Source organism: Solibacillus sp. CAU 1738 (genome assembly GCF_039888725.1).
GTDB lineage: Bacteria > Bacillota > Bacilli > Bacillales_A > Planococcaceae > Metasolibacillus.
Genome location: NZ_JBDQQN010000001.1, coordinates 785563 through 800007, shown reverse-complemented (window position 1 = coordinate 800007; position 14445 = coordinate 785563). Strand labels below are relative to the sequence as shown.

The following is a 14445-nucleotide window of genomic DNA, read 5'->3' as shown; positions in this document are numbered from 1 at the left end:
TCAAACAAACAGAACTATGAAATGAAATAGTCTAAATTCATTAGAATAAAGGAGAAAGATACGAATGGGAGAATTAAATTATTGGAAAAATAATGCTCGTGGACATAAATTCATTGCATCTTTTAGCGGTGGAAAAGATAGTGTTTTAGCGTTATATAAAGCAAAAAAGGTTGGAGAAGCAATTGGACTAATCGTCATGCTAGAGGAAGAAGGCAAACGTTCTAGATCTCATGGAATGCCCCCTGAACTCATACGTGCGCAAGCTAAATCTATAGGTTTGCCAGTATATACGGCATCTTCAAGCTGGACAGATTATGAAGAAGTGTTTATGGACCTTTTAGAAAAGGCAAAAAATCAAGGAGCAGAAGTGTTAGTAACTGGAGACTTAGATATGCCTGCCCATGGTTGTTGGCATGATAAGGTTTCAAAAAATGCCGGATTAAAGCTCGGGATGCCTTTATGGGAAATGAACCATCGTGATGCTGTCGAGGAGTTCATAAATCTAGGATTTGTAACGATCATTGTAACAGTTAATCTATCATTAGGAATGCGTGAGGACGATTTAGGGAAAACGTTAACCCATGAATACATAAAAGAACTTGAAGCTCGTGAGATTGACCCGTGCGGAGAAGGTGGCGAGTTCCATACGACAGTAATAGATGGGCCAATTTTCAAATATCCAATTCCAGTTCGGAAATGTGAGATTATTAAAGACGGAGATTATGCTTTCTTACCATTGGAACTTGATCAGATGGCAAGTGTCGATAATTAAAAAATTAACTGCGATTCACCTTGAGATAATAAGGGAGATTGAACTATTACTCTATTTACAAAAAATACAGCTCTGCCAGTCGGTATCTTCCATCCGATGCAAGGTCACTATTGTTCCAGAGCCCCCATCCTTCAGAATAAGGGTAATAATAACCGTGGGGCATAAACCTATACTCAGGATAGAGGAATTGATGAATTTCATGAAGATAAGGAGACATGTACAAGACGTCCTTTCAAATCGACATATATGATCAGTATATGCCTACTGAGTTTGGGAGGTTCCCAAACTCGATCTGTCGATAAATATAGGTACGTTTGTTGGATAGACATATAACTGTATTCCCTCTACTTATAAACTGTAACAACTCTTGACAGATTCCATCCAACAATTCGAGGTAGAACCAAAGACATGCGACAAAAAAAATAATTAAAAGCTTTATGATAATACCAATAATATCTAACCGAACAAATATTGATTCATATAGAATCTCCAACCTCCACTAGCAATTACAGCACAAATAATAATCCATCAAAGTATCTTTTATCGATGAGATAAACATATTACCGGCCCCAATATATTATAGAAACAACCTTATTAGATTTAGAGTTTAAAAAAGCAATTGCATCATGAAGTGTCATGGCAATTGCTTTTCATCTATTTTTATTCAATTTCTAACTTCCGCTTTACTGAAATATTCCATATTTATTATTAATCCGTTCTAATTTTTCACGAATAGGCTTTGCAAGTATTAGTAAAAAAATCACGTTGGAAACAGCATAAATAATAGTAAATGGAATTGCTGAAGTTAGTGCAATGATATATGCTTCTAAGCTAAACACTCCATATAAAGACATCGTTCCCCAAATATCCATACCAAAAGAAAAAAGAACGCCCGCAAAAATCCCAAATAAAATAAGTGGAATTTTTTTATGCATGACTCCAGTCTTTCCTAATAGCCCAGCAATAAAACCGATGATTCCCCACATAAACATTTGAAAAGGGGTCCAAGGTCCTTGACCAAAAAACATATTCGAAACAAGAGCAGAAATAGCACCTGTTACAAAGCCCGCCTCTGCTCCTAGAGAAAAACCTGTTATTGCCGTAATTGCTGCAACAGGCTTAAAACCCGGTATAATAACAAATAAAGATCGCCCTGCAATTGATATGGCTGACATAACTGCAATAATTAATATTTCCCTAGGTTGAGGCTTTCTTCTTTCAAATGAAAGGAGAAAGGGAATCGAAGCTAACATTATAATAGCAATTGAAATAATATAATATTTTCTATCTGCAAAAATATTAATGCCAACATATAAAGTTAATGGGATGAAAATAAAAATGACAACTAAAGAAATGATGAAGCTTAATTTTTTTTGCATAACGTCACCACATCATCACATACAATTACCCCATCTATTATTCCTCTAGCAATCCGGTGAGCAGCAGTTGTATAAAAGTTATTACCAATATAAAACGAACGTGGCTCAGCCTCCGAAACAATATTTCCATCAAATAATAAGGCGCAGCGGGTACTATGTTGCGCGGAAAATTCAATATCATGCGTTACCATAATAATCGTCATCCCTTTTGCTTGTAAATTTTTCAAAATAGCAGCAAGTTCTTCTTTTGCATGAGCATCAAGTCCTTTTGTCGGCTCATCTAAAAGTAATATTTCCGGTTCCATTAATAATAGCTTTGCCAATGCTAATTTTTGCTGCTCCCCACCACTTAAATCATAAGGGTGGCGCTCTAGTAAACTAGTTAACTGAAATTGTTCGGTCTTTTCCGCAACTTTTACAACTGAAACTTTATGATACTTCGCCATATCTTCTAATTCTTGCTTTACTGTTTTTTGGACGAATAATGTTTTAGGATCTTGCGGCAATAAAGTTAAATGCTTTTGATAGAGCTCTTTATTGCGATAATTTTTCAATACTTTATCATATAATAAAATTCTTCCTCGATATGGTTTTTGTAAGCCTGCAAATAATGACAAAACCGTTGATTTTCCTGTTCCGTTACCACCGATAATCGTCAAAAACTCTTGCCTTTTTACTTGTAAATTCAAGTGATGTACAATATCAGTAGCAGTTTTTTCATAACGAAAGGCTACATCTTTTGCTTCTAATACAACTGTACTTTGCACATTCCTAGCTATAGGAAGCTGATTACCTTTATGTAAATCGGCTTGTTTTGTCGCAAGCCACTTTTGCCCTTCGCGAATAGTAAGAGGAATCTGTCCTTCGCAATTTAATAAATGATACATTTTTGTAGCTGCAGGTAATGCTGTAATCATCGCATGATTTGCAGGTAAAGCTTTAATAATTTCTCGCGGATTACCATCAAATAATAAATTCCCATCTTCCATAATAAGAACTCGATCTGCAATAGGAAGGACTTCCTCAAGACGATGCTCAATTAAAATAATAGTAATGCCTAATTCTTTATTTAAACGGTTTAAGGTTTGAATAAATTCCATTGCAGCAATTGGGTCAAGCTGCGATGTTGGTTCATCTAATAATAATAATTTCGGTTGCATCACCATAACAGAAGCTAAATTTAATAACTGTTTTTGTCCTCCAGATAGCTCAGATGTTTTTTGATGAAACCATTTTTGAATACCAAAAAAGTTTGCCATTTCAGCTACTCTCAGGCGTATCGTTTGCTCATCAATCCCTAAACTTTCTAAACCAAAAGCTAATTCATGCCAAACTTTATCAGTTACAATTTGATTTTCTGGATTTTGAAAGACGTAGCCAATTTCTGAAGCCGCCTTTTCGGGCGAAAGCTCATCTAATTTCTGCTCATCATAAAAAATCTTGCCTAATTTCTTTCCATGTGGACAAATTTCTCTTTTAAAATGGCGGAGAAACGTACTTTTCCCACAACCTGATTGTCCAATTAAAACAATAAACTCACCTTGCTCAATCGTTAAATGGATATTATTTAAAATAGGTTTTGTTTCATTTGGGTAAGTAAAACTTACATTTTCGACTTTAACAATCGCCATTGTATTCCCCCCTTTATCTCGATTATTAATGGGATAGAGAGCAGAAGAAAGTAACTACTATAATAAAGTATACATGCCAAATCCCATTGAATGTCCGAAAAAGTCGGATAAAAGTAAAAAGTCGTTACACCGAATATGCTCGCAAATATATTTATAATAAAAAGAACAATAATAGAAGCTAGCACCATTCCATCGCGACGTTCAAAAATAAATAAAGAGAAGGACGTGCGCTTAGTTACACCATATCCTCTTGCCTTCATAGAATCCGCTGTTTCAATCGCATTGTCTAACGCCCATGTAATTAAAATCGATAATATACGTAGCGTACACTTAATACGATGTAAAAATGAGCCGCTTCGAAAATCCATACCGATTACTTTTTGTGCATTGGCGATTTGCTTTAATTGCTGCTGAAAACGTGGTACTAATCTTAATGCAATCGATAAAGTTAAAGAGATTACCGGAGAAATTTTGCCGAATAAATAAATAAACTTATCCGTCGTCATCGTTTCGTTATAGCAGCTAAACCATAATATAATCGCAACAATCATAGTAGCAATAGCAATGCCGTACATAATCGCCTCAACTGTAATGGCATTATAATTGACATAAAACAGCACAAGTTTTCCATTATGACTAATTAACGGATTAATAATTGCCATTAAGAAAAAAAGCGGAACATAAAGCTTCCAATCTTTTAAAAATCGACCTCTACGTAAAGCGATATTTAAGCAGATTGCTAAAAAAATCGTAATCACTAAATAAACGGGATGCATAAAAAACATTGATAGTCCGATTGATGCGGCAAAGAAAGTGAAAATTACTAGTGGATGAAAAGTTTCAAACGATTTCATTAATTACCGTCCCAGAAATGTCCTAAATCGCGACCTAAATCGACCGTATAATGCCACTCTATTACATCACCATCTTTTAAAACATATTGGCTACAGCCATAATTAGGATAAACACCGTTCACTTTATACATCCATCCACTTAATTCACCCGCGCTAAATTCATATAGATGATTAATTCCTTCTACATATACACTATTGTAAATATTTTCATTTGCTCCCTGGTATTCCATTTGAATTTTATGTTCTTTTGTCGCACGTTGTAAGATGTCCCAAACAGTATCTTTTTCTGATAAGAGCTCATACGTCGTTTGTTTTAAAACGATACCGTCTTTCGGCACATATTTTTCATTTTGCAGTGCTGGTTCTAACAAATCCCAATGTTTGAGCAAAGTGTCAACATGGATAGCAATTGTTACAGTTCTCTTTTTTTCAGCTGGTTTTTCTGTAATTTCAACAGGTGGTTGCTTTGGATTTTCCACTTTTGGTTTTTCAGTTTTTGACTTTTGCTCATTGCTATTTGGCTTTGTAGCTACTGAATCTTTGTTAGTCGGCTGCTCAGATTTTTTCTTGTCACTTACTACATCTTTTTCTTCTGTTTCCGTCTCCTGCTTTTTTACTTGTTGTTGCTTTTCATTATTTTTTTGTGTAGAGGCATCCTCTTTCTTTACAAGCTCATCCTCTTCATCTTCTGATTCGATTTCTTTTTGGTCAACATTTTCATCATTTTGCTCTGCATTTAATATTTTTTGATTAGCTTGCTGCTCTTGCTCTAGCGTAGACTTAGAATCGAGACTACGCTCATGCTCTTGCATCTGTTCATATTGCTCAACTGATTGAATATTACATGCCGCTAATAAAAATACGAAAATAGCAACAGCAAGGTAGTGCATCGTTTTTTTCATTATTTATCCACTACCTTTAAAAAGTTAATAAACATTTTTGCAGCATGCGCTCGTGTTAAAGAATTTAATGGTTGAAATGCTCCATTTGATCCTTGGGCAATTTCTAAATCATATAATAAAGTAATTGCCTTCTTCGATTCATTAGAAAGTTTCCCGATATCATTTAATGGTGCAACCTTACTCGGTGCATACTCTTGACCAGTTTTGAAGGTATAGGCGCGATTAAGCATAATCGCTAATTCTTCACGTGTAATAGGTGTAGAAGGTGAAAATTTACCTGAATTTGCTGTTAAAAGATTTGCCTCATACGCAGCGGCAATCTCTTTTCTCGTACTCTCATTGTAACCTTGTAAATCTGTATATGGTGCATGACCTGTGCTTGTCAAATTTAATGAACGAACTAAAATGGAAACAGCTTGCACACGTGTTAAATAATTGTTAGGTTTAAATGTATTGTCCTCATACCCCTTTAATAAACCTTTAGCTACAGCAGCTTCAATATCTTCTTTCGCCCAATGCGATTGAATATCTTTAAAGCTTACTTGTATAACTGGTTTCTCTTGCTCGCTAGGTGTTGAGGGCTTATTTTCTTCAACTGGTATGGTGGGATTAGATTCTTTAGTATCTGACATATCATATAGCTTTGTTTTGCCAGATAGAAGTCGATTATAGGCTGCTAATGTATAAGAAGCCTGCTCTGTTGCCATTCCGTTAGAAGCTGTTTCTGTTAATACATGCTTGAATCCACCATCTTTTTCATTGTAGAAAGTGAAAAAACTATTTAATACTTTAGAGAATCGTGCATCTTTTTGGGGATCAATATTTAAGCTAGAAAGGGCCGTAATCACTTGCGCTACACTTTCTGAGTTAGTTGTCCCCCAACTTTTATAACCACCATGAACGTCCTTCATTATTTGTAATGTTGCTAACGCTCTCTCTATCGATTTTCTTACATCTGGTTGATCTTTATATGTAGAAAGTGCTTGAACTGCCATCGCTGTCATGTCTGGGTCTGCTTTCGTTCCCGATAAATCCCATCCGCCATCAGCTAATTGCTTTGATAATATATGCTCTATTAATTTTTCACGTGTTGTCGTTGCGTTTTTGGGAAGTTCAAAGCCCCAAGTGTCTAACGCAATTAATGCAAAATAAGCACCGTTTGGACCTTGCCAAACTACTTTATCGAAATCACCTAATTTTTCTACTAAATTGTAACCCCCTACATTTGTTGGATCTTTCCCAATTGCAGTAAGAGCAATAATTAAGCGGGAATATTCTGTATACTTCCGATTGTGCAATTCACCATTCACTGACTGAACATGCTTCATAACGTTTTCATAATATTTTTCATAATAATCTTTCGGAACATCGTATTCGCCACGCGCAAGTGCAATAATAAACCATTCATCTCCGAACTTAGGGTTCGGCGCATGCTTTACTATATATTGTCCAGTTGTATTATAAGCATCTATTGTAGAAATATTTTGCGCAGAAACGGGAGTAACGATAAATAATATAGCAAGTAGCAGCATAAAAAACATCGATAATTTTCGCTTCATTCACTTATCCTCCATTCTATTAAAAGCTACTAACCCAAAGGCAAAATGCATTTGGGTTAGTAATAAAAATTACATCATATCCGATATATTTAACGTACGCTTTATAATTTTTACTGTTTGCGCTCTCGTTAAATGTGCTCCTGGATCAAATGAGCCATCTTGTTTACCAGTCATAATATCAAGGCTATTTAATAGCTCAATATAAGGTAAATATTCATCACTAATTTTACTAATATCTTTGAAGTTAGCCTCAACAGTTACTTGAGCTTCTACATTTAGGTACTCTAGTATACGTGCCATAAATGCAGCTGCCTGCTGACGTGTAATTGGTGCCTCAGGATTAAATGTTGAAGCAGTTGTTCCTTTCGTAATACCTGCTTCGTATAGTGCTTGTACATCATTTGCATACCATTTACCAGCCGTATCGCTAAATGAATTTTCACCTGAAGTTTGTAAGCCAAGCGAACGACTTATAAAAGCAGCAAATTGTGCACGTGTAATCTGCTTATTGGGCTCAAATTTATCAGGAGTCACACCTTGAATTATGAGACGGCTTGCTAAAAACTCAATTTCATCTTTATTTGCTAGCTTTTCAATGTCTTTGAACGTAACATGTTTTTCAGTTACGTTGAATGTGCCGCTTGTTTTTGTGAATAGAACAATTTCACCGTTAACAATTTTATGTGGAACAGGCTTATATTCTCCTTCAACAAGCTGTAAAACAACAGTATTTGGTTTTAAATCGTCAGCTGATAGCGTAACTTTTAAATAGTCTTTACCTAGAGAAATTGGCTTTATTAAACCTTTAGCAGTTTCAACCCCAAAACTCACAGTGAACTCTTTGCTCTCAAGATCTAAAATAATAGAAGCAACTACTTTTTCATCTTCAGCAAGTGTAATGTCTTTTAAGGAAGATGTAGGAACTTCTATAATATTATCCCTAATTTTAATAACAAGCTTTTGAATGTCGTTTTCAAGATATTGCTGAATATTCTCAGCAGTAATGACTGCTTTGTCACTGCCTTCTCCAACTGTTATTTCAGCATCTGCACTATCTTTACTCTCTTCGCCATTCTCCTCATCCTTATCTGTTTCTTCTGTGCATTGTTCATCTTCATCTGTACATTTATTTTCTTCTTTACAATTTTCTGTATCTTCCTTACACTCTCCATTTTCTCCTCCACCAGGAGCTTCACCATTTTCTATCCCGTCCACATAGCCACCGATATCTTTTCCTAAATCGAGTGTATATAGCCATTCAACAACGTCACCAGGTGATAAAGTATAAAGTCCCGCAGAATAAGAAGGGAATTTACCATTTACACGATACATCCAGCCACTTAAAGGACCGCGGTCAAATTCATAGAGACCAGCAATTCCTTCAATATAAGCACCATATTGAGTTTCACGATAGCTTAGTGAGATACCATTTTCATCTGTCACACGTTTTAATACGTCGAATACTGTTTCTCCTAGATATAACTCAGCAGTTGTTGCTCTTAATGGAATTTCCGAAGATGAAATTCGAATTGAGAACGTTGTCTTTCCAAATGGGATATTTCCGTCTGGATTGTTGTTCTCTCCGCCATTGCCTGGATTATTTCCGTCTTCACCATCAGGATTATTTCCACCTTCACCAGGGTTAGATGGATTGTTCGATTTCGTATCAGATGTATCATAAAGTGCTGTCTGTTTATTTAGCAAACGATGATAAGCAGCTAATGTATAGCCAACTTGCTCCGTTGCCATACCATTTGCTTTTGTTTCAGTTAGAACATGTTTAAAGCCACCATCTTCTGAACTGTAATAAGTCATAATATTGGCAATAACTTTGTTAAAACGAGGGTCTTTATTTGCATCAATACCTAAGCTAGCTAATGCAGTGATAACTTGAGCTGCACTTTCAGCATTTTCTAACCCCCATGAGCTATATCCGCCATTTCCTAATTGAATAGTAGATAATGTAGCTAGTGCATTATCAACAGCTTGTTTGACTTTCGGATTACTGTTGTAATATGGTGCTAACGATTGGATTGCCATCCCTGTCATATCCGGGTCTGCTTTAGTTCCCGATAGTGCCCAGCCTTTGTCAGCAAGTTGCTTATCTAAAATAAAATCAATTAACTTCTCACGTGTTGTCGTTGCCGTTTTCGGTAATTCAAAGTCCCATGTATCAAGAGCAATTAACCCATAATAAGCTCCATTTACACCTTGCCAAACAACTTGATCGAAATCTGATAGCTTTTCAACTAAGTTGTAGCCACCGACATTTGTCGGATCTTTACCGATAGCAGTAAGGGCAATAATTAGACGTGAATATTCAGTGTATGCCCATTTATCTAATACACCCTTTTTAGCAACTACATAATCAACAACATTCTTGTAATACGTGTCGTAATAGCCTGCTTGTACTTCATAACCACCACGAGCTAATGTAATAATCCACCATTCACTACCAAACTTAGGTGTAGGTAATCGATCTACCATGTATTTACCAACAGTATTATAAGCCTTTTGAGTTGGTGTATTTATATTAGACTTTGTTCCCGGTTTTTTAGCGTTATCAAATGCAGCAGTAGCCTGGTTTAGTGCTAATACTTTCGCATCAATATCTTCTTGTATTGCAGCTTCATTCGCAATCAGATCTTGCGCAGATTTGATAACCTTTACATAATCATCTAGTGCAGCTTGTGTTACCCATTTTTGTGTTATGTCTACATCTTTTCCATCTACACTTACTTTTATGGAAGCCTTGTTTTGTTCAGCTTTAGTAATTGCTTCTTCTAATGCAGTTTTAGTAATATCTCTTACTTCTTCTAATGCAGAATCTAATTGCTTAAAAACTACATCTACATCTTCTTGTTTGCTCTCCATATTCGTTAGCTGTTCATAAGCAGCTTTATAAGCAGATAATACTTTTGCATCTGCTAAAATTTCTTCTTTATTTGAGGCACTATTAATTTCAGCAATTTTTGCTGTTAGTGCGTCTTTGTTAGCTACTTCAATAAAAGGTGTTCCCTGCCAACTATAGTTAAAGCCAAGATCACGACCAAAACCAACTACACTAAATTGCAAGCGAATTACATCACCATCTTTATTTTGATGGCCACCCATAACATGATCAACCATTTTATGATTTACTGTATACATCCAATTAGACGATGAATAATAGTCGCTATTTCCAAGCCAATCTTTATTTTTTCTTCCTGTATTTGACTCACCATATTTCCCCGCTTCTTTCAGTATATATTGAGGAATATTACCGTCTCTTTCACTATCTTTAATATTTGTTAAGTAATTAATATTTGGTTGATCAGATCCATCATTATAATTACCACTTCCAAGTGCTCTAGCAACTACATGCCCTACCTCTTCCCCTTCAGAAAAAGGCACTTGAATTGGCTCAATTGCATACCCTTGTCCAAGGGTAAACTTCTCAACAGAAACTGTCACATAACCAGCTCGTTCAGAATCATTAAATTTCGTCCCTGGTTTTTTAGCTTTTTCAAATGTAACTTTAGCCTGATTTAGTGCGAATACTTTCGCATTAATTTCTTCTTGTATTGCTTTATCATCTTCAATCAGATTTTGCGCAGATTCGATGACATTTACATAAGCATCTAGTGCAGTTTGTGTTACCCATTTTTCTGTTAGGTATACATCTTTCCCGTCTACGCTAACTTTTACTGAGTTTTTATTTTCTTCAGCATCAACAATCTTTGTTTTTAATTTTGTTTTATCAATTTTGCCGTCTTCTCCGCCGTTTCCATTTAGCTCAGCAATTAGTTGATCAAGGGCGTCATCAACATTTGGTTGGATACTTTCCATATTCGTTAGCTGTTCATAAGCAGCTTCATAAGCAGATAATACATTTGCATCTGCTAAAATTTCTTCTTTATTTGCAGCACTATTAATTTTAGCAATTTCTGCTGTTAGTGCGTCTTTGTTAGCTGCTTCAATATAAGGTTGTGATCCCCATTCCTTGCCAAAGCCAAGATCACGACCTAAACCAGCTACAGTAAATTGCAAGCGAATTACATTACCATCATTAATTCGATAACTCGCCAAAGCATCATTAGGCAATACATTATTTACTGTATACATCCAACCAGACGATGAGTTATAGTCACGCTGTCCTAGCCATCCTACTTTATTTCTTCCCGTAATCGACTGATTATTTCCTTTCATTACATCCAGTATATATTGAGGAATATTACCGTCACTTTCACTATCTTTAATATTCGCTAAGTAACCAATATTTTCTTGATCATATCCATCATTATAATTACCACTTCCAAGCACTCTAGCAACTACATGACCTACCATTTCCTTTTCATAGAAAGGCACTTGAATTGGCTCAATTGTGTATCCTTGTCCAAGGGTAAACTTCTCAACAGAAACCGTCACATGACCTGCTGGTTCAGAATATTTTATCGACGCACTATCATCAGTAGTAACAGGAGATAATTCGATTTCGGTTTCCTTGGTTATATCTTTCTCTAAATTATTATCTCCTTCATCAGATAAAGCCCCTTCTTCATTTCCCTCCAACCCTTCATTTATTTGCTCTGACTCATTTTCTATTAATCCATCTGTCTCTGCCATAACAGCAGCTGGCGATAGAAGCGATAGCGTCAAAACAAGCACGGCTGCAATATGAAGCCACTTTTTCCAAAATTCCACTTGCAAAACCTCCAATTTTTTTATGAATACTTTGCATCGTTCACTCCACGACAAAAAAACGCCATTTCTCACTATAAGAGAAATGGCGGTAAACAGTTTGAAAAGCATATAAAAAATACATACCTATCCGTCTATTTGCCATACATTCTCCTAATTTCCGAAGAGAGTTTATACGATCAAATAAAGGTAGGTCTCCTGGCTCATGTATCCTGTACCAACCTTCCCATCTACTGGAGGCATTTTTCCTCGTCGGACAGTGGCATATGTTGCACATTCTTCTACACTTACAGTTGCGGAAACAGCTTCGGCTTTGCACCGAATTCCCTATTAAGCTCTTAAAAGAGCACCTTTATTCTGCAATTGCTATTCACTTGTAGTTAAGTTTAGCATACTTTTTTTATTTTCCAAATAATTCGATAAAAAAAGAGTTACACTTCTAGAAAAATATAGTAGAAGTATATCTCCAAGAAGTTAAAAGTGCTCCCATTTACAGTTGCGGGACAGCGCCGTATTTTCACCGTTCTTCCCATTTAAACAAATCCAAAACTGAATTTGTAACTTAATCTTATTATTCCTTTTTTTATCATGCCATATCATTAATTATTTAAAAAAAGCAAATTTAAAAAGCTTGACCTCTTAAATAGAAGCCAAACATATAGTTTATTTCATGGAATATTGTACTTCATGACGCAGAGCTTTTGCAGCAGCTACCATATGAGATAGTGCCGCTATAGTTTCCGGTTCCCTCTTAATTAAAATTGAAATTACTCAACTAAAATGTAAATAGAAGGAATCTTTTATATTACTATTTAAAAGAAAAAGACTATAAGCAAACCCAATTTTTTGAGTTTGTTTATAGTCTGAGATGCCTATACCTTAAGCTTCGATTCGGCTGAGATTTTCCACTCCATTTTGTAGCAAATACATTTTATGGTATAACCCTTTTTGGGCGAGTAGCTCCTGGTGTGTTCCGCGCTCCTTGATTTCCCCTTGATGTAGCACTAAAATTTGCTCTGCATCTTGGATTGTCGATAGGCGGTGCGCAATCGCAATAGTTGTGCGACCTTTGCGCATTTTTTCAAGAGAATGTTGAATTGCAACTTCTGTTTCTGTATCAATAGCTGCCGTTGCTTCATCTAGTACAAGCACTTTCGGATTCGTCGCAATCGTACGTGCAAAGGCGATTAATTGACGCTGCCCGCTCGAAAACGTCGAACCACGCTCCGTCACTTTTTGCTCGTATTTTTCTGGCAACGTATCAATAAATTGATCAGCTTGCACAAATTCAGCCGCCGCCTGTACATCTGCTGTCGTCAGTGTATGATTGTGCAAGCGAATATTGCTGGCAATTGTACCGTAAAACAAGAACGGATCTTGTAGCACAAGCCCCATTTTTTCACGAATTTCTTGTTGGCTAAATGACTTTATGGACTGGCCATCAATCATAATATCCCCTTTTTCGAATTCATAAAAACGCATAAGCAAATTGATAATGGAGCTTTTTCCACTACCTGTATGACCGACAAGCGCGACCGTTTCGCCCGGATTAACGGTAAATGAAATGTTTTTTAGTACATCTTTTTGATTGTCATAGCTAAATGTGACATCTTTAAATTCAATAAGACCGTTCGAAATTTTTGCCGCACTATTTAATTGAGCGGGCTCTACTTCTTCCTCGTCTAATAACTTAAACACCCGAGACGCAGCTACAAGTGCTTGCTGGAATATAGCAAGACGCTCCATTACTTGATTAATCGGATCAAAGAAGCGATTAATATAAGTAATAAACGCATATACAACTCCTACTTCGACAGCCGTTTGAAGCGATGTTTGACCAAAATAATATAAAACTAGCATAATGGCAGCAAAATAAACTAAATCAACTACAGGTCGAAGTAGTAAGCTATTCAGCTTTGTATTATTCATCATCGCTACATAATGTTTATTGTTTATTCCATCAAACTCATCATTAAAACGCTTTTCCTGATGGAATGCTTGCACTATACTCATACCCGATAAAGATTCGGCAAGCTTTGCATTGAGCTCGCTTAATTTTTCACGCATTTCCATATACACAACCGAGCTATGTTTACGGTACAAGTAAATGATGTAAATAATGATTGGTAGTAGTACGAGCGCAAATGCCGCAAGCATAGGATTTAATAAAAACATCGCGATATACACACCGATTATTAAAAATCCGGCTTGCACAAAAGTAATTAATACGCCAACATACATATCTTTTATCGCTTCCGTATCGTTTGTCGCGCGTGATACGATAGACCCTGCTGGAACTTGATCGAAATAACGCATACCGAGCTGATGAATTTTAGAAAATACATCAATTCGCAGCTGTTGAATAATTTTTAGTGCAATCTCTTGGAATTTCAAATGTTGGAAATAGCTAATTACAACATTTAATAGCTGGATGGTCATATACGATACAGCTAAAAAGACAATAGGACCTTTTTCAAAATTGCCAACTGCTACATGATCATCTAAAAATACTTTAATAATATAAGGACCAAGAACCGCTCCTAAAACTGTTAAACCAAGTAACAACAATGCGAGTACAACAGCTTTTTTATGTGGCAATAAATAGCGTAGCAATCGTCTTATAATGGCACTTTGCTCTTTGCGTGAAAAGGTTGGTTGTTTATCCATA

The 14445-nt window shown here is 36.0% G+C and carries 8 protein-coding genes and 1 riboswitch; of the genes, 1 reads left to right on the top strand and 7 read right to left on the bottom strand.

Translation table 11 applies throughout. The features are described from left to right. Positions 1-64 precede the first annotated feature (64 nt). The gene (locus AAFN87_RS04015) at positions 65-772 is read left to right on the top strand and encodes a Dph6-related ATP pyrophosphatase (protein WP_347789739.1); all 708 of its coding nucleotides are present in this window, start codon (positions 65-67) and stop codon (positions 770-772) included. Between the two features lie 683 nt (positions 773-1455). On the opposite strand, the gene AAFN87_RS04010 is transcribed toward AAFN87_RS04015, so the two are convergent. From AAFN87_RS04010 to AAFN87_RS03980, 7 genes are all read right to left on the bottom strand, one after another. Then, complete coding sequence (locus AAFN87_RS04010) at positions 1456-2151, bottom strand: ECF transporter S component (RefSeq protein WP_347789738.1); 696 nt, start codon at positions 2149-2151, stop codon at positions 1456-1458. After that, positions 2136-3782 (bottom strand): ABC transporter ATP-binding protein, encoded by a 1647-nt coding sequence (locus tag AAFN87_RS04005; protein ID WP_347789737.1) that lies wholly within the window; start codon positions 3780-3782, stop codon positions 2136-2138. The genes AAFN87_RS04010 and AAFN87_RS04005 overlap by 16 nt, the downstream gene beginning before the upstream one ends. After that, complete coding sequence (locus AAFN87_RS04000; protein WP_347789736.1) at positions 3755-4636, bottom strand: energy-coupling factor transporter transmembrane component T; 882 nt, start codon at positions 4634-4636, stop codon at positions 3755-3757. The genes AAFN87_RS04005 and AAFN87_RS04000 overlap by 28 nt, the downstream gene beginning before the upstream one ends. Beyond that, complete coding sequence (locus AAFN87_RS03995; RefSeq protein ID WP_347789735.1) at positions 4636-5538, bottom strand: DUF4430 domain-containing protein; 903 nt, start codon at positions 5536-5538, stop codon at positions 4636-4638. The genes AAFN87_RS04000 and AAFN87_RS03995 overlap by 1 nt, the downstream gene beginning before the upstream one ends. Beyond that, positions 5538-7097 carry an S-layer homology domain-containing protein gene (locus AAFN87_RS03990; RefSeq protein WP_347789734.1) on the bottom strand — a complete coding sequence of 520 codons (1560 nt, stop codon included), beginning with the start codon at positions 7095-7097 and terminating at the stop codon, positions 5538-5540. Before AAFN87_RS03990 ends, AAFN87_RS03995 begins: the two co-directional genes overlap by 1 nt. A gap of 69 nt (positions 7098-7166) precedes the next feature. After that, complete coding sequence (locus AAFN87_RS03985) at positions 7167-11780, bottom strand: S-layer homology domain-containing protein (protein ID WP_347789733.1); 4614 nt, start codon at positions 11778-11780, stop codon at positions 7167-7169. A 168-nt stretch (positions 11781-11948) separates the two neighbouring features. Then, a riboswitch (cobalamin riboswitch) is annotated at positions 11949-12146 on the bottom strand. A 510-nt stretch (positions 12147-12656) separates the two neighbouring features. Then, positions 12657-14444, bottom strand: coding sequence for an ABC transporter ATP-binding protein (locus AAFN87_RS03980; protein WP_347789732.1), 1788 nt, complete (start codon positions 14442-14444; stop codon positions 12657-12659). Between the last annotated feature and the right edge of the window lies 1 nt (position 14445).

Excerpts from the sequence above, each read along its gene's own strand:
- AAFN87_RS03980 (WP_347789732.1), bottom strand. The coding sequence starts at position 14,444 with ATGGATAAACAACCAACCTTTTCACGCAAAGAGCAAAGTGCCATTATA.
- AAFN87_RS04015 (WP_347789739.1), top strand. The coding sequence starts at position 65 with ATGGGAGAATTAAATTATTGGAAAAATAATGCTCGTGGACATAAATTC.
- AAFN87_RS03995 (WP_347789735.1), bottom strand. The coding sequence starts at position 5,538 with ATGAAAAAAACGATGCACTACCTTGCTGTTGCTATTTTCGTATTTTTA.
- AAFN87_RS04010 (WP_347789738.1), bottom strand. The coding sequence starts at position 2,151 with ATGCAAAAAAAATTAAGCTTCATCATTTCTTTAGTTGTCATTTTTATT.
- AAFN87_RS04005 (WP_347789737.1), bottom strand. The coding sequence starts at position 3,782 with ATGGCGATTGTTAAAGTCGAAAATGTAAGTTTTACTTACCCAAATGAA.
- AAFN87_RS04000 (WP_347789736.1), bottom strand. The coding sequence starts at position 4,636 with ATGAAATCGTTTGAAACTTTTCATCCACTAGTAATTTTCACTTTCTTT.
- AAFN87_RS03990 (WP_347789734.1), bottom strand. The coding sequence starts at position 7,097 with ATGAAGCGAAAATTATCGATGTTTTTTATGCTGCTACTTGCTATATTA.